This is a genomic window from Cerasibacillus sp. JNUCC 74, from assembly GCF_053667775.1.
On record NZ_CM132207.1, the window covers coordinates 3855505 to 3872475 of the forward strand.

Annotated in this window: 14 protein-coding genes; 10 read left to right on the forward strand and 4 right to left on the reverse strand. The window is 36.3% G+C overall.

All coding sequences use genetic code 11. The features are described from left to right. Nucleotides 1-94: 94 nt before the first annotated feature. From JNUCC74_RS17065 to JNUCC74_RS17075, 3 genes are all read left to right on the forward strand, one after another. On the forward strand, nucleotides 95-862 hold the full coding sequence (locus tag JNUCC74_RS17065; protein ID WP_077318605.1) for an ABC transporter ATP-binding protein: 768 nt from the start codon (nucleotides 95-97) through the stop codon (nucleotides 860-862). A 15-nt stretch (nucleotides 863-877) separates the two neighbouring features. After that, on the forward strand, nucleotides 878-2746 hold the full coding sequence (locus JNUCC74_RS17070; RefSeq protein ID WP_077318606.1) for an FtsX-like permease family protein: 1869 nt from the start codon (nucleotides 878-880) through the stop codon (nucleotides 2744-2746). 482 nt (nucleotides 2747-3228) lie between these two features. Then, nucleotides 3229-4398, forward strand: coding sequence for a C45 family autoproteolytic acyltransferase/hydolase (locus tag JNUCC74_RS17075; protein ID WP_454066226.1), 1170 nt, complete (start codon nucleotides 3229-3231; stop codon nucleotides 4396-4398). 550 nt (nucleotides 4399-4948) lie between these two features. On the opposite strand, the gene JNUCC74_RS17080 is transcribed toward JNUCC74_RS17075, so the two are convergent. From JNUCC74_RS17080 to JNUCC74_RS17090, 3 genes are all read right to left on the reverse strand, one after another. Further along, complete coding sequence (locus tag JNUCC74_RS17080) at nucleotides 4949-6136, reverse strand: MFS transporter (protein ID WP_454066227.1); 1188 nt, start codon at nucleotides 6134-6136, stop codon at nucleotides 4949-4951. Between the two features lie 703 nt (nucleotides 6137-6839). Continuing rightward, nucleotides 6840-7052: a hypothetical protein gene (locus tag JNUCC74_RS17085; protein ID WP_454066228.1), complete on the reverse strand. Its 213-nt coding sequence runs from the start codon at nucleotides 7050-7052 to the stop codon at nucleotides 6840-6842. Between the two features lie 578 nt (nucleotides 7053-7630). Next, the gene (locus tag JNUCC74_RS17090) at nucleotides 7631-8485 is read right to left on the reverse strand and encodes a MurR/RpiR family transcriptional regulator (protein WP_454066229.1); all 855 of its coding nucleotides are present in this window, start codon (nucleotides 8483-8485) and stop codon (nucleotides 7631-7633) included. A 526-nt stretch (nucleotides 8486-9011) separates the two neighbouring features. Between JNUCC74_RS17090 and gnd the strand changes: the two genes are divergently transcribed. Continuing rightward, complete coding sequence (gene gnd, locus JNUCC74_RS17095) at nucleotides 9012-9920, forward strand: phosphogluconate dehydrogenase (NAD(+)-dependent, decarboxylating) (protein ID WP_454066230.1); 909 nt, start codon at nucleotides 9012-9014, stop codon at nucleotides 9918-9920. A gap of 666 nt (nucleotides 9921-10586) precedes the next feature. Here the strand turns inward: gnd and JNUCC74_RS17100 are convergent. After that, nucleotides 10587-11192 (reverse strand): superoxide dismutase family protein, encoded by a 606-nt coding sequence (locus JNUCC74_RS17100; RefSeq protein ID WP_454066231.1) that lies wholly within the window; start codon nucleotides 11190-11192, stop codon nucleotides 10587-10589. A 495-nt stretch (nucleotides 11193-11687) separates the two neighbouring features. Between JNUCC74_RS17100 and JNUCC74_RS17105 the strand changes: the two genes are divergently transcribed. The 6 genes from JNUCC74_RS17105 (at nucleotide 11688) to JNUCC74_RS17130 (ending at nucleotide 16932) form a co-directional block, all read left to right on the forward strand. Next, a complete protein-coding gene (locus tag JNUCC74_RS17105; protein WP_454066232.1) occupies nucleotides 11688-12065 on the forward strand; it encodes a PH domain-containing protein in 378 nt (125 codons plus the stop codon). Nucleotides 12066-12759: 694 nt separating this feature from the next. Beyond that, complete coding sequence (locus tag JNUCC74_RS17110; RefSeq protein ID WP_454066233.1) at nucleotides 12760-13485, forward strand: hypothetical protein; 726 nt, start codon at nucleotides 12760-12762, stop codon at nucleotides 13483-13485. 22 nt (nucleotides 13486-13507) lie between these two features. Next, nucleotides 13508-13897 carry a GntR family transcriptional regulator gene (locus tag JNUCC74_RS17115; protein WP_454066234.1) on the forward strand — a complete coding sequence of 130 codons (390 nt, stop codon included), beginning with the start codon at nucleotides 13508-13510 and terminating at the stop codon, nucleotides 13895-13897. Between the two features lie 2 nt (nucleotides 13898-13899). Further along, complete coding sequence (locus JNUCC74_RS17120; RefSeq protein ID WP_454066235.1) at nucleotides 13900-14748, forward strand: ATP-binding cassette domain-containing protein; 849 nt, start codon at nucleotides 13900-13902, stop codon at nucleotides 14746-14748. Nucleotides 14749-14768: 20 nt separating this feature from the next. Then, nucleotides 14769-15701: an ABC transporter ATP-binding protein gene (locus tag JNUCC74_RS17125; protein ID WP_454066236.1), complete on the forward strand. Its 933-nt coding sequence runs from the start codon at nucleotides 14769-14771 to the stop codon at nucleotides 15699-15701. Then, complete coding sequence (locus JNUCC74_RS17130; protein WP_454066237.1) at nucleotides 15694-16932, forward strand: ABC transporter permease; 1239 nt, start codon at nucleotides 15694-15696, stop codon at nucleotides 16930-16932. Before JNUCC74_RS17125 ends, JNUCC74_RS17130 begins: the two co-directional genes overlap by 8 nt. Nucleotides 16933-16971 lie beyond the last annotated feature (39 nt).

A 16971-nucleotide genomic window follows, 5' to 3' on the forward strand; every position in this document is an offset into this window, starting at 1 on the left:
TACAAAACTGTAAGCTTGTTGAAAGGAAAATCCATACCTTCATTTTCCAGTTAGCGATAAGCTATTCATAGCAATTAACGTTGGAGGTATGATCATGAGTCAATACGTATTAGAAGTAAATCATCTAAATAAATGTTATGGAAAAAATAAAGAGAATCAATTTCACGTTTTAAAAGATGTCGCTTTCCATATAGAAGCAGGCGAATTTGTTGGGATTATGGGACCTTCTGGTGCAGGAAAAACAACCTTACTAAATGTTATCTCAACATTAGATCAGCCAACAAGCGGCACCATTGAAATTGCCGGTACCAATATTACTACAATGAAACAAAATCAATTGGCCGATTTTCGTTCCCAACAGCTTGGATTTATTTTTCAAGACTTTAATCTATTAGAAAACCTTACTGTCTATGAAAACATCGCCTTGCCTTTATCTTTACAGGGAGTAGCAACAAAGCAGATTAAACCAAGTGTATTAAAAGTCGCAAATAATCTGGGCATCCAGGACATCCTTACAAAATATCCAACGGAAATATCAGGTGGACAAAAGCAACGAGTTGCTGCTGCACGTGCCCTTATCCACGAACCCGCCATGATACTGGCTGATGAGCCAACGGGTTCACTCGATTCCAAAAATGCGAAAAGCTTAATGGAAACATTGGTGCATATGAACGAAAACCTCGGTACATCCATTATGCTTGTAACCCATGACCCGCTTAGCGCCAGTTATTGCAAGCGTATTTTATTTATTCAAGATGGTCAACTGTATAAAGAAATCCATCGGAATCATACACGAAACGAGTTTCATCAAAACATACTGGATGTTCTTTCTGAATTTAACACACCAAGCGAATTGAATTAGAAGGTAGGTCATACAATGTTATTAAAGCTGTCTTTAACGAGTATGCGGAAAATGTTCAAAGATTATTTAGTTTTATTATTTGGGCTAACGATCTCGATCGCCATTTTCTATATGTTCCAAACACTGGCACAAAATGAAGCCTTTGTTGAAGCAAATTCTATGATTAGTGCAACGATGTTTGTTTTTCATGTAGGAACATTTATTCTCGGGTTTATTACCATTTTTTATATTTTTTATGCCACTTCGTTTATTCAAACATTACGGCAAAAGGAAATGGCTATGTATATGACACTGGGTGCTAAAAAAAGCAAAATTACCCAACTGATGTTTATGGAAACACTGTTTATTGGACTGATCTCCCTTGTGATCGGCATTATAATCGGGATTGGATTAACGACAGTTATCGCTGATTTATTAATGGAAAAGCTTGACTTTTCAGCAGAAGCTACTGGGTTTAAAGCTATTTATACAGGATCGATTTTGACAACAATCATTTTCTATGTTGCCCTGTTTTTATTAACATCAATGGTTAATGCATGGCAAATTGGTAAGAAAAAAGTTCTTGATTTGTTACAAGCTAATAAAAAACAAGACTTTATTAAAACAAGTGGAGTAAAAACATTTTTCGGCGTGCTTTTTTCCATTATTCTAATCGTCATTGGCTATTATATTATGATTAACATGGCTAAGCTTCAACATTTCGGAGTTATCTTAGCATCCATTACCGTCGTTCCAGGAACATACTTGATTTTTATTTCGTTTTTACCATTCTTTGTGAAAAAGCTGAAACAAAACCGTACTTTAAATGAAACTGGTATCAACTCATTTACACTAGGACAATTACGCTTCCGGATGCTTAACTTAACAAAAGTACTAGGAACAGTAGCTATGTTAATTGCACTTGGATTAGGTGCGATGACAGCAGGAATTTCGTTTTACCATAATGTTGAAATTCAATCATCTAAGCTCCAAGCGAATGATGCTGCTATTTATCAACCAACAGCAGAAGATTTAAATACATTGGAAAAGATGAAATTAACTGAAAAACATACGTATGTATATAAAGTAAGCGATGATGGGGTATTTTTTCTTAAAGAGAGTCTATTAAAGCAGCCACCTTTAGTTCCTAGTATGGAAAAAGGAATGGAAAAGCTGTCAGATGTAAAAATAAAACGGATAGAAGACAAACTCCCTGCTCCTGTATATTCGATGGAAGGGACAAAAGGAGAGGAACTTCCTGATAAATGGTTGACTGCCTTTTCTTATGAATTAAATGCAAGCTATAATATGTTTGGCGAAAGAGTGATCCATGTTGTTGATAAGAGTCATTATCAACAAGTAAAAGCCGAAGAAAAACAAGTTATTTTAGTTAAGGCAGACGACTTTTCAAATTATTTGCCGGAATTTAAGCAATTGGAAGAAAGGCAAAGAAAGGTTGCTGAAAGTTATGTTGGTAAACCTGTAGAAAACGCAGGAGGAAAATACAATAATTACGTTAGTTTAAAAAGTTTTTCCAGCGGTACAATCTTTATGGGTATTTTCTTAGGCATTGCCTTTTTAATGATGATGGCTAGTGTGCTGATGTTTAAATTATTATCAAGTGCCGGAGCAGATATTCAACGCTATCAAATGTTACGAAAAATTGGCGTACGTAAATCGCTATTGAACCGTTCGATTTACCGAGAACTGTTCCTGTTATTCTTATTCCCTGCAATCGTTGGTTTAGTACACGTCTTAATTGGCATGCAAATGTTCTCTTTCATCTTAGTTGAGCCTTATACAAAAATATGGTTGCCAATTAGCCTTTTCTTATTGATCTACGGTTCATATTATGTTATTACTGTCCAATTGTACAAGCGAATTGTACTGCCTAAGAACCATTAACCCTTTCGAGAACCAAGCAGGTAAAATTGTTTGGTTCTTTATTCATTATAAAATCCTTATGTAAGGATTTTCTTAAATAATATTATTGCAGACTCTTAAACAGGTGAATATTCCCAAACGATCAGAAAGCTTATGCCCTCCTTCCTACATGCTACTAAATTATAATATAGAGATAAAGGACGTAGAAGCATCACATAATGAAATAGAAAACCGATCTGCTCAAATATAAATTCTCCAGACCTATTCTCTAAATCAAAAAAATATATAACATTTTATCCCGTCAAGTTAAACAGGAAAAGAGTAAGCTCTATCTTTTTCTACGTTCTAAACTAATTTAATAAGGAAAAAACAAATTGTTTTTAGTTATTGTGTATTGTATGCTAATTCATCATTTTTCTTATAGACCTAATTTTTTTATTATGTTAGGATGGCAGTAACTTTTAAAGCCAACGTAAAATTAATATCAGAAAGGGTTGATGAATATGGCAAATACAGAAAAGAAAGAACCAATGATATTTGACATCCATGTGGCTGAGGGAAGCAATTATGAGGTGGGTAAACAGCGGGCCGAGACTTTAAAAGAACACTATCCGGACGACATTCCCTATTACACCAGTCCCATGGAAGGACAGGGTTATATATCTGCAGCGACTGCCCATAAGAGGATGATGTTAATTGATAAAATATGTCCCGGCTTTACAGATGAAATACAGGGATTTGCAGATGAAATAGGAGTAGAATCGGAAAAAATAATTTGCTATACAAATTCATATCACAATTCCTATAATTGTTGTCAATTTGCAGTACTCCCTTCAAACACGAGCGATGGACATTTTTATGTTGGAAGAAGCTATGAATATTTTGTAAGGGACGAAAGAAGTTTATGCATTACCCGTGTAACAGGAAAACCAAAGCATATTGGTTTCTCTCTCCAAAACGCAGGAAGAATGGATGGCATGAATGAACACGGTTTAGTTGTTTCCATGTCAAGTACAGCCTACTTGAAACCTCTCGATGGAAATGGGTGTGAATTTTGGGTTGCCATTCGTGCCATTTTAGACCGCTGTAAAAACGTTTATGAAGCGAAATGTTTACTTGAAGAAATACCATTGTGCACAAATACGAATTTCTTAGTGGCAGACGCTTCTAATCATGCTGCTATATTTGAGGTGGCAAGCTTTTCAACGGACAAAAAAAGAATGATCGAACGGAAACCATTTGGCGATTTATTAGTCGCTACCAATCACTATGTGAGCCATGAAATGAACGAATTTGATGAACATCATTTTTGGAATTCTGAATTGCGATACACCTCTGTATGGAACTCATTATTAAGAGATGCACCTAATATCAATGATGAAAAAATAAGGAAATTACTTTCCACTCCGTATCCATATGGTCCTTGCTGCCATTTCTATTCAAGTGGAATGGGCACGCTTAGAAGTATGGTATTTGATGTATCAGAGAAGAATTTAAAGGTTAGTTTTGGACCACCAGACATGAATCCATGGCATGAAATTGATATTGACACTCCGATGGGACTTGAAGAGATTATATGCAAATATGATAATATAGAAATAGAGAATCCAGAACATTTCTGGAGAGAAATGTATCGAGGGTTTGGTGGGCACTCGACAATTAGATCAAGATAGAGATAGGTAATTATCTCCTTCCGCCTTCTGCTCTTTTTGCTTTACGACATAATAGCAAAATACCTATAGGATGTTTAGCGTTTCTTGAAATACTGGATACAAAAAATTTGGTATATACCAAATTTGTAATCTTATAAAATTTTACTCGATTCCAATGAGTTCTTAGTATGCTATATTACAAGAAAAAATAAAAAATTAAGAGCTTTGTCATTGATCATTTAATCGTTAGTAAACAAATTGCCGAATGTAAGCTTAAACATGAAGGCAGTGTTTTGAAATGAAAAATACAGATCCTAACATTCCGGATAAGAAAACTTGCCTTCTTCCAACAGGGGTATACCAACGCCTAGCAACAGCCCGCTTTTAGTCAGCTTTCCTTTAGATTCGAGCCAATGTTGGCTTATCGTAGCAGGAAGAAGTGTGAGATTTACTAGATGTTCGAGCACATACTTAGACGATCGAGCTACTTTCAAAAAGATAGCCAACATGCAAAAAATCGCTTCCTAGATAGCTAAACATCCTGTACCAGTAATTGAAACGAGTAGAAAGTTTAATCGATCTTACGCACAGCGAGAAATACTAAATAGAGGTAGAGGCCAATGGAAACAAGCACAGAACCTGCTGCAGTTACATAAATCACTGCATAATTAAATAGAAAAGCAATCTGTCCAAATAGAATTGCCCCAAGTCCAACACCTAAATCAAAAAAGGAAAAAAAGGTAGCATTTGCCATCCCTTTTCTGTTTTCCGGAGCCTTCTCAACCGCCCAAGCTTGTAACGCCGGCTGAATGGTTCCAAAGCCAAGTCCATACATTGCAGCTGCCACTAATAAAATAACAGTACTTGGGAGCCAAGCTAGCAACAGCATCGCAATAAAAATAAGTATCGTTCCAGGTAAGAAAACATATAAATGACCTTTTTGATCATATACTTTTCCGGCAAAGGTTCGAGAAACCATCAGGAATAGAGCATACACTAAAAAATACCCTTCAATACCTGCAATACTTTTCTCTGCCGCATGAAGCGGCAAAAATGTAGCAATCCCTCCAAAAGTAAACGTAATAAAAAACAATAATAGCGATGGCTGTATAGCAGTCTTTTCGAAAATATCAAACTTTAAAGCTACTGTCTTATGCGGTGATTCTTCTACTTTTTTATATTTGATTTTACTAGATAAAATAAATGCTACTATTCCACCAGCAGCACAGATAAGGAAAAAGTGGGAAAAGCTAATAACATCTACTAGCATTAAGCCTAGCGAAGGACCAATTCCCAGTGCCATATTGCCGGCGAGCCCAAAATAGCCCATTCCCTCTCCACGACGGGAAGGCGGGATTAAATCCGTTGCAATCGTACCTGTTGCTGTCGTTGAGAACCCCCAACCAATACCTTGAATAATTCGTAATACAAGTAAGAAGAAAATAGTAGAAACGACAGCAAATGAGCCGACAGATAAAACAAAGATTAGCAAACCGAGCATATAGACAAAGCGTCTTCCTTTCGTTTCTAAAGCATATCCAGCATATGGGCGCATGATCAATGCAGAAAATGTGAATATTCCAACAATAACACCAATTAATTGATCGCTTCCTCCCAACTCCTTAACAAATAATGGCAAGGTCGGTAAAGTCATTTGGAAGCCTAAAAAAATAAAGAAGTTAGCTAAACAAATAAGAATAAAGTCACGTGTCCAAATTTTCTCCGCTTTTTTATCAATCATCGCAGATTGTGCGTCCATTAATCGCCCTCCTTTATTAGAAAAACTTGGCTTTTCGCCAAGTCTTTATGGCAAAAGCTATCGTTTTTCTTATACGATAAACCATAAAGTTATACTTTCTTATAGTATAAAAAACGGTTCAGCACTTTGCTTCGACACTCGAAATATATTATACAGAAATCAAGGAAGAAAGCAATGAATCCGTACAACCTACTAGTATAACTCCTCATTTCATTTATTTCCTTAGGGGAGCTAAATCTGATTAGAAAGACTTGGCTTATCGCCAAGTCTTTAGCGAAAGCCATAGTTTTTCTTATACTATAAACCATAAAAATTTTATAATTCCCTATAGTGTTAGAAAAACTTGGCTTATCGCCAAGTCTTTACGGCGAAAGCTATCGTTTTTCTTATACGATAAAGTGAAACTTCATTCCGTGGAATGCTTTTTACACGGAATGTTAGTTTGAACGAATCGGGCATTTAGGTGCCGTTTTCTCACACTTTGACCCTTTTGTATCAATTCAGCACTTGAAGTGGGAAACTTACGGCACCTTACATGCGGGATAAAGTGAAACTTCATTCCGTGAAATGCTTTTTACACGGAATGTTAGTTGAACGAATCGGGCATTTAGGTGCCGTTTTCTCACACTTTGACTCTTTTGTATCAATTTAGGACTTGAAGTGGGAAACTTACGGCACCTTACATGCGGGATAAAGTGAAACTTCATTCCGTGAAATGCTTTTTACACGGAATGTTAGTTGAACCTTGCCTTTCTACATAATTGACGAACTCAGTAATATCATCAAAATACGCATCAGGCTGCTTCGAGAATGTTAACGTTTGTGCGTTAGGAAACCATTTTATCCCAATCGTATGAACATTCGCTTCTAGTCCTGCTTGAATATCAGCATCACTATCACCAAAACATTGCTTCATGATTACTGATTTTTATTTTTGTTCATGCTTTATAAATGTCTTCAGGATAGGGATTAGGTTGCTCCACATCGTCTCCTGTAATGATCACATCAAATAAATTTCTCATTTACAACACCTCTAGAGGTATATCTAGACTTCTTCTTGTTTTCCCCGTAACAATTCCTAAGTCATCCCAGCGTTTTTTAAAAAGAAGAGCATGTCATCTATCTCCTGATAATGATCAACTAACTCCGCATGATGCTTCATATATTGTTCATAGAAATACTCAATAGCGTCATCCCAAATCTTTACTATTTAAATTTTCTTTCATGATATTTGTTTCAGAAGGGCCAAACATAGCCTTTACTTCCTCATCAATGAGGCGTTTTCGCATCATAGTGCTTAAAAACCTCTTGAAATGCATGATAGCAGTTTGGCAACGTATCCACTAATGTTCCATCAATCAAAATCAAACAAAATTGCTTTCACCCAACTCCCTTTGTATTTACGAATTACCCGTATATAACGATTATTTTCCCACTTACTATTTACTAGTTATCAAGTTTATTCTTCTAATGGAAGTTTCACTATTCTGTTCTTTATAGCCGTTTTAGAGCTATTGCTTTCCGCATATATTGTAATGCTTCTTGAGCAGACTCTCCTTTTACAAGCATCACATTCGTATACAATACATCAATTATACTAAGCTCAGCAAGCCTTGAGGATAACGCTTCTGAACGAAATTCAGTTTCCTCTGCAACTGTATATAGTAAAATATCAGCATTCTTTGTCAAAGGAGATTTAGCAAAATTCGTGATCGCAATTGTCATCACCTGTTTCTCCTTTAATATTTGAAGCAAATCAATAATATCCTTTGTAGAACCGGAATGAGAGATAATTACAGCAACATCCTGTTTTCCTAATTGTGAAGCTGACATTAATTGCATATGAGCATCAAAATTGGAATACACATTTATCCCGCTACGAATAAATTTGTGATATGCATCAAGGGAAACAATTGCCGATCCACCAATCCCAAAAAACTCCACTTTTTCTGCTCGAACAAGTGCTTGAACTGCTGTTTTCAGAGCCTCTTCATCGATAATTTTCAATGTATCCTCTAATGTTTTGATATTTGAACGAAATACTTTTTCACCAACCGTAACCACATCATCGCCAGCTTGTATATCCTCATGTATATCTGCGATTGGTGTAACAATCTCTGCAGCAAGCGCAATCTTTAAAGCTTGGTATCCTTTAAAACCAATTCGCTGACAAAAGCGAAAAATCGTTGACTCCGCAACTTCTAAGTTATCAGCAAGCTGATTAATCGTATAATGAATAATTTCTTTCGGATGCTTTAAGATATAATCGGCTATCTTTTTTTCTTTCTCACTAAGCCTGCTGTAATTACTGCGGATACGTGCTAAGCCGTGTTGAGTTTCTTGTTCCATATTAACGTACTCCTTTTTTAATAGAGTGAAACTTCATTCAAGGAGCGCTTTTCTCCTTGAAGTAGTATAAAGGCTATAATCTCGGGGGCCCTTCGATGGATTACTACCGAAGCTTTTCTTGCATGTGGTATGTGCTTACCGAGCTTCTCCATCCTTAAAAAAGAAAAACACTTTTCTGCTGTGCGATGTCTAATTCAAGGAGCTTCTCTATCCTGTTGCCCGTACGAATAGGACATTTGAATACCAATATTCCCTTTAGGCTTTTCCGTATTCCCTACATCTCTGAAATCTGATGGCATCTTGACTAAATTAAACAGAAAAGTATTCCTACTATGTCATCTCTTACCAAATTTGAATGAATCATATTTATCCACCGCTCTAAAACACTTAAATGTAATTCGTTTAAAGAATAGAATGAATTTATATCATCTATTATACACGAAAAAAATTTCTTTTATATAATTTGAATACGGAAAAATATTTGATATAATGGATATGGAATGTAATAAAACATGAGGTGAAAATAATGGAAATCGGTATTATCGGACTTGGAAAGATGGGCTATCATTTAGCGCTTAACTTACTAGATCATCATCACAATGTACGTGGCTTTGACAAAATAGAAAAACAGGCAGAAGGAATAACACATGACAACTTTCAGTTCCACACTTCGATTAAAACATTAGTGAAAAGTATGCCAGCTCCCCGTATTATTTGGTTAATGGTTCCCGCGGGTGATATCACAGAACGAGTCATTCAGGAAATTGCACCTCTCCTAGATAAAGAAGATATTATTATTGACGGAGGTAATTCAAATTATAAAGACACGATAAAACGAAATGAATTTTTAGCTAATAGAGGCATATACTTTTTTGATTGTGGTACAAGCGGTGGCATCAATGGTGCTCGCCATGGGGTTTGTACAATGATTGGCGGAGATGAAGCTAAGTTTAAAGAGATCGAGTCGCTTTTTAAAGATATCGCTGTTAAAGATGGCTATTTATATACTGGAAAATCCGGCAGTGGTCATTTTTTAAAGATGATTCATAATGGTATTGAATATGGAATGATGCAAGCAATTGCTGAAGGTTTTGATATTCTCCATAAAAGTGAATTCGATTATGATTATGAACAAGTAGCAACTGTATTTAATAATGGCTCTGTGATTCGTTCATGGCTCATGGAATTGATGGTACAGGCTTTTAGAAAGGATGCTAAGCTGGACAACATTCGCGGAATTATGCATTCTTCAGGTGAAGGAAAATGGACGGTCGAAACGGCTTTAGACTATCAAGTCGCTGCACCAGTCATTGCTCTATCACTCATGATGCGTTATCGTTCGCTAGAAGAAGATACATTTACTGGTAAGGTTGTAGCAGCATTACGAAATGAGTTTGGTGGTCACGCAGTCGTAAATAATAACACGCAATCTTAATCATGTATTTTTCCATTCAGCAATTTGGTTTTTATGGTTGACCTCCCAATTTATTTATAACTTAATCACGGATAGAATGAAAACTTCCAGTCCGCTTTTTTAGGGTTAGAACACTTGAATTTTTCTCTCGATGACGAAAAATAAAAAAAGCGCAGGATGTGAAATAAACCGTTTTTTGGATCCTGTTCATCGTTTTGAGGGTACGCTAGTTAAAGGGATTTCACAGGCAATTTGTACGGCTCTCAATCCTAAAAAAACGTCTAAAAAGTATCCTTCCTTCACATCCTTTACAGAAAAAACAAGACAATCGATTGGTACTATTCAGAGGCATTTGTATTCGTTGATCAAGGAAAGCTATATGTAATAACTTTAAAAAGTTTAGTGCAATTTTGAACATTCGGGAAAAATAGCGTGCTATAAAAATTGAAAATAGGTAAGGGCATGAACCAAATGAAACGAATAGCGTCATTATTTATCCAGAATTGTTGCCAACCTTCATTTGTTTACCCCCGTCTTATTAAAGAGAATACAAAAACATTACCGATTTTCAGCGCAAACCATGTAAACCATATACCGTAAAAATTAATAAAGCGAGCTGTGCATTCAGCTCGCTTTATTAATTTTACATAGCGTAAAGCTATACAGTGAATCCTGCTGACTTCCTTCTTATTCAATCACTCCACAAGCAATCCGCTCCCCTGCATCACCTGCAGGTTGGGACTTATAATCATCTTCTTTCGCATGAATAACTAACGCTGTCCCGCCCTTTTTAAACAGCGAATGGCTCTCTCCCTGTTCCAACGTCACCAAGTTTGCAATTACTTCGGTTTGTACTGTTCCATCTTGATTCACTTCAATATTGGGAAGGTCTCCGGCATGGGGCCCTCCTGATATTTTCTTTCCATGTTTCGCATGATTAGGATTATAGTGTCCACCTGCCGAAGAAAAATCAGGCGCTTCGCAAGAACCTGTCTCATGAATATGAAATCCGTGTTTTCCTGGAGGTAATTTTTCTCCCTTTAGTTTAATTTGAACACCATCTTTATTTTCCGTTAATGTTGCAGTCGCTACTATCTGTTGACTCTGATTTTTTAGAGAAACAAGTACCTCTTTTGCTGCTTCATTTATAGTAGCTGTTGTTTCGTCTGTTTCTTCGTTCTTTCCACGTCCGTCATCTCGATGTTGCTCGTTATTATCTACATTACAAGCTACCAAGCTCAATAGGACAAGGAAAGTTACTGCAAGAAATAAACGTACCTGTTTTAGCCTCATCGTTTTTGCTCCTTTCAATCGTTTGTAAAAGAGGGTAAAATGAAACTTCCATTCACTAGGGCTTTCTTCGCTACAACGAGTAGATCAAAGACCAAAATAGCAATCCCCCTCAAAATCGCTATGTATCGCTATCGAAGCTTTCCTTGTCTTCAACATCCCAGTTATCTTCCTACTGAAGCTACCCCGTCCTACTCTCCAACAAATCGGAAATTTAGTGCCTTCATCTTCCATTTAGACTTATTCTAACTCTTGAGCGGAAGTCTTATGATACCTTAATGCAGGATAAAAAAGGTTTCAAGTATCCTTCCCGGCATCTTAATAGTCGTTAATAATACTTGACCAACGTTAAAAGTTTTGCCGGACTTGTTATACCTTCTTTTTTCAAAAACATTTATTACCAGTCTCTACATTACTTTAGTGAATTAAACATCGGACGATTTCGCAGAAAGTTTTCAATAGCGTATAATAAGAGTACAATTGAAAGGAGAGATTTTAATGGGCATATTTGATGGAATGATGGGAAATGCTTCCGAGATGGATGCCAAAAAAGCAGAGCAAGAAGTAGCAGATTTATTAGCGAATGCAGAACATGTAGAACATGCTTATAAGCTAATACGGGACATGTTGATTTTCACGAACAAACGATTAATTCTCCTAGATAAGCAAGGAGTAACCGGAAAGAAAATGGAATATCATTCAATTCCATACAAGAATATTACTCATTTTTCTGTGGAGACAGCTGGAACATTTGATTTAGATGCAGAATTAAAGTTGTGGGTTTCTGGAAGTTCCGAACCAATTGAAAAGACCTTCAACAAACAATTAAACATATATAAAGTTCAGGCAGTTTTAGCTAATTATGTTTGCGGCTAAGATATGTAAATAACAGAAGAAGTTTATATTAAATAGCTATAAAATTAGGGAGTATAAAATTAGCTTTGTAAGTAAGAGGTGGTTACCCCTAAAAGTTAGAGTTTTATTATGCAACTGATTGGCTGGATTGCGTTCGGTACTCGACTGGACTCAGCCCAGCCAATTTTTCTTTATTCGCTCATGTTTATAGCAGTAGATACATTCTTCAATCCGACTTTTTTTAATTCTTTATAGCTTCCTAATTTTTCTCCATCATACATTTCTTGTTTTACAATACCAAAAAAATCTCCATTGAAGCATTGTCTGCACAGGTTGCTTAACGTCCTCACTTATACTTTTGTTTAACACAAAGACTTTAAGAGGGGATATTGTCCATTAATAGGTATAAAAGTTTAATCTTCAATCAGTGAAGGCTTTCTTTTATCCCCCACCGATGGTTAGATAAACAAGAATCGGACATTTGACTTGCAGTTGGATCTTTCGCTTATCCTCTCAGGTTTTACTGCCAGTTACATGTGGGATAACAGGTTATTTAAGATAGAAATGGATCGTAAAGTTCTTAAGATACCCAATACCATAGGCTCATTTTCAACTTCATTTGTTACTAACCTCCAAATAACACTTGACATCTCACCAACAATATATTACTGTGTATATACACATACACAGTATAACAGTTTTGGAGGGATTTAATATGCAAAAATGGAAGCAGGCTTTTCAAGTTGCTAAGCTAGAGTTAAGCCATTCATGGCAAGGCTTTATTCTTTGTCTAATCTTAACTTTTTTCTTAAGCTTTCTGTTTATCTATAATTTAGACGCTTATTTAAATACTCAAGTTATGGGCTACGATTTCTTATTTATCACATTTTTCTTTCTCGGATTTGTTTGGGCCAAACCAAATTATTTCCAACTTCAACATCAATCTAGCGGTTTTATTGCTGCTCCTGTATTTCTTATGCAGCTACAATTGCCGATTGAACAAGATATTCTAATTAAAAGCAGATTCATCGTTTACTTTTTCTATTCCCTGCCTTGGCAAATTTGCTTTCTAATTTTATTCTATGCTTCATCAATAAATGAAGTCTTGTCCGTTACGGCATATCTCATTTTTTCGATTATGTGGCTTTCTGTCACTCTTTATGCTGGAACAATTTTCCCCATCAGTGATGCTGGTGAACAAGGATTTTTTACTACTAAAATAGGAGGAATAATAGGAGCATTATTATATTTTTCTATCGTTTTTATCTTTATGTTTCCTATTTATATTCTTACCAACCACGGAATTGTCTACTGGTCCATTATACTAGCTCAAAAATGGCCATGGTTAGCTGCCACCATTTCATTAATCATCGGCTTTACAGCAGTGAACGTACATCAAGTGTATATGAAAAAGAAAATAAACAAGCTGGATTATTTATAGATTAAAGAAAGGGAGAGCAGCCATGAAACTGCCAATACGTCTTTCAAAAACGTCACGCGAACCAATCTACCATCAAATTGAAAATCAACTAAAGACGTTGATCGCAAGTGGACAGCTGGCGGAAGGCGATCCCTTGCCATCCATTCGAGTACTGGCAAAGGATTTAGAAACAAGCGTCATTACTATTCGCCGCGCCTATCAAAATTTAGAGTATCAAGGCTTTATTCGAACAACTCAAGGAAAAGGAACCTTTGTGGCAGCAGTAGACGATACAATGAAGCAACAAATTAAAGTTTCTGAAGTATATCAAGCGATTGAACATGCCGTTGACATTGCCATTAGCTATGACTATACGATCGAGCAAATTAAAGAAATCTTTACAGAAGTCATACAAGAAAAGGAAGGACGATAACGATGGAAACATTGCTTGAGATAACCAATTTAGAAAAGCAGCTGGAGAGCTTGCATATCGGACCAATTCAATTAACAGTTGAATCTGGAACTATCACAACCCTTGTTGGCAGAAATGGTTCCGGAAAAAGTACCTTACTCAAGCTGATAATGAATCTAGTAAAACCGGATCAAGGGAACATTAAACTGCTGGATGTATTTACACATGGGCAAGATGAGAGCTGGAAGCAATTTATTGCCTATCAACCACAAACGATTATTGGCTGGGATGCGTTTACCGGACAAACATTAAAAGAATTTATCGCTCCGTTATATCGTGTCTGGGACGAAGAACTGTTTCAAAAAATGGTCTCTTTATTCGGAATCCCCCTAAATCGACGGTTTCGAAAGCTATCACAGGGAATGCAACAAAAACTAACTATCGCTCTTACAATATCAAAAAATACACCATTATTACTGCTTGATGAACCGACTTCATTTATGGATATACCAGCAAAACAACTACTGATGGATCTGCTTGTAGACTGGATAGATCAAGGCGAGCGCGCAATTATCATGACAAGTCATCAATCTGAAGATATTATGAAACTTTCTGATTATATTAACGTACTAAAGAATGGGAAATTAATCGCTAATTTTGAAAAAGAAACTTTATTTGCAACCTATCAGCGTTATTGGCTTACGGAAAAGCTTCCAGCTATTACAATTCCTGGAGAAGTGAAGCGAACTGCCAATTACCTTATTTCTAGCTCTCCTGAACAAACGGAAACATTTCTTAGTACACAGCAAATCAAATGGACGACACAGGAAGCTTTAAAAATTGAAGAAATTATTACACTGCTCACAGTGTGAAATGAAAGGTATGGGTTCCATTGAATACAATTCTTACGGTTGAAAACTTAGGAAAGTCATTTAAGGACAAACAAATTATTTCAAATATTTCGTTTGAAGTAAAACAGGGAGAGATTATGGCTATTCTTGGACCAAACGGTGCAGGAAAATCAACAACTATTCGTAACATCATGGGAATTATGTATCCAGACGAAGGAAAAGTTATGTTCCCAAACGTTTATAATGACAGTATTCCTAAAAATAAAATTGGTTATTTACCAGAAGAACGAGGACTGTATAAAAATGTAAAGGTGATGGATATTCTCCTCTATTTAGCAGAGCTAAAAGATTATCCGCTCAACCGAGCAAAACAACGAGCACTTGATTATTTAAAGAAATTTGATGTGGAAGGAAAGGAAAAAGTTAGTGTGGAGGAACTTTCCAAAGGAATGGGGCAAAAAGTTCAGTTTATCGCTTCCATTATTCATGAACCGGAGTTATTAATTCTGGATGAGCCATTCTCAGGTCTTGACCCTGTTAGCCAAGAGTTGTTTAAACAGGAGATTCGACAGCTGGCTCAACATGGAACGGCTATTCTCCTTTCCTCCCATCAGATGAACCTGGTTGAAGAAATGGCAGATCGTTTATTTATGATCCACCATGGGAAAAAAGTGATTTACGGAGATATGGATACCGTAAAAACAGAATATGCTAATTTTAAATGTACCATCCATGGAAAAAATGACCGGTATGAATTAGAAAGATTGCCCTATGTACAGCGGGTAGAACAAGTGAATAACCAATATATTCTTTATCTAGACAAAGAAGTTGACCCAGTTAAATGGTTAAAACAATTACCCGACCATTTAGACGTTCAGGAACTTACATTAGATCGTATTTCCTTACATGAAATCTTTATTGATATTGCGACAAATAAACAGGTACTTCAGATAGCAGGTGAGAAGCATGCATAACTCCATAAAGGTTGCTAAATGGGAAGTAAAACGAAATATGAAAAATAAATCTTTTATTATTGGTATCTTTTTAACCCCATTATTAATCGTCGGCTTTATGCTACTTGGTGAATTATTCGGTGACAGCTCAGGGGAAGAAACAGGAGCTACTACCGTATATATTAGTGATGAGGTAAATTTATTTTCTACGGTTGAAAAAGCGGTGAAAGCAAATGATTTATCCTGGGAAGTAAAGCAAACGGATATTAGTGAGGAGGAAGTAAGAAAAAAATTACAAGATGCAGAAAACACTGCCTATCTTTTTATTAATAAGGAAGCTATAGATGACGGGAAAATCCCTGTATATACTTCTGAAGAAATAGACCCTTATTTTATGGATCAAGCACATTTAATAACAGCACCCATTCAAGCACTGCAAATGAAAGAACTCGGATTATCAGATAAACAGCTAGCTGTAATTAATCGTGGCATTACTATACAAGAGACGGCTGTAGGAGAACCTGAATCTCCTGCCGAAGAAGCAAGCGGTTCTCACAACAGTGATCCATTAAAACGAATTATACCGGGGGCATTTGCCGGATTTATTATGCTCTCCATCGTGTTTACCGGTATGGCTATCTTCCAAAGTGCATCACAAGAGAAAAAAGATAAAATTGCTGAAATCATTTTATCTTCCCTAACACCAGCAGAACTAATGCAAGGAAAAATTATCGGTTATTTTGCATTAGGTATTCTGCAATCCATCATCTCGCTTGTTATTTTATTACCAGTTATCTCATGGCGGTTTGACCTTGAGATTGTAAAGTATTTATTTGTACCAGAGCTCGCTTTATATATAGCGATTGCTATTTTAGGCTACTTACTATTTGCTGCTGTTTTTGTAGGAATTGGAGCAACGATGTCCGATATGACTACTGCAGGAAATTTTCAAGGTATGGTGATGATGCTGCCATTTTTACCATTTCTCTTTATAAGTCCAGTTATTAATGATCCGAGTGGGTTAATGGCTAAAATCGGTACTTATATTCCTTTCACATCACCAGGTGTCCTGTTATTACGGCTCACACTTTTAGAAGAGTGGCCATGGTTGGAAATAGCAATATCGCTTACTGTTCTAGTAATAAGTGTGTTGCTCTTTATCATACTTGCTGGAAAAATATTCAAAGTGGGGATATTGATGTACGGGAAAAATGCAACACCTGCAGAAATTTGGAAATGGATTAGAGCTTAAAGCAAGTTCATACAAGCGGGGATTTCAACAGAATCTCCG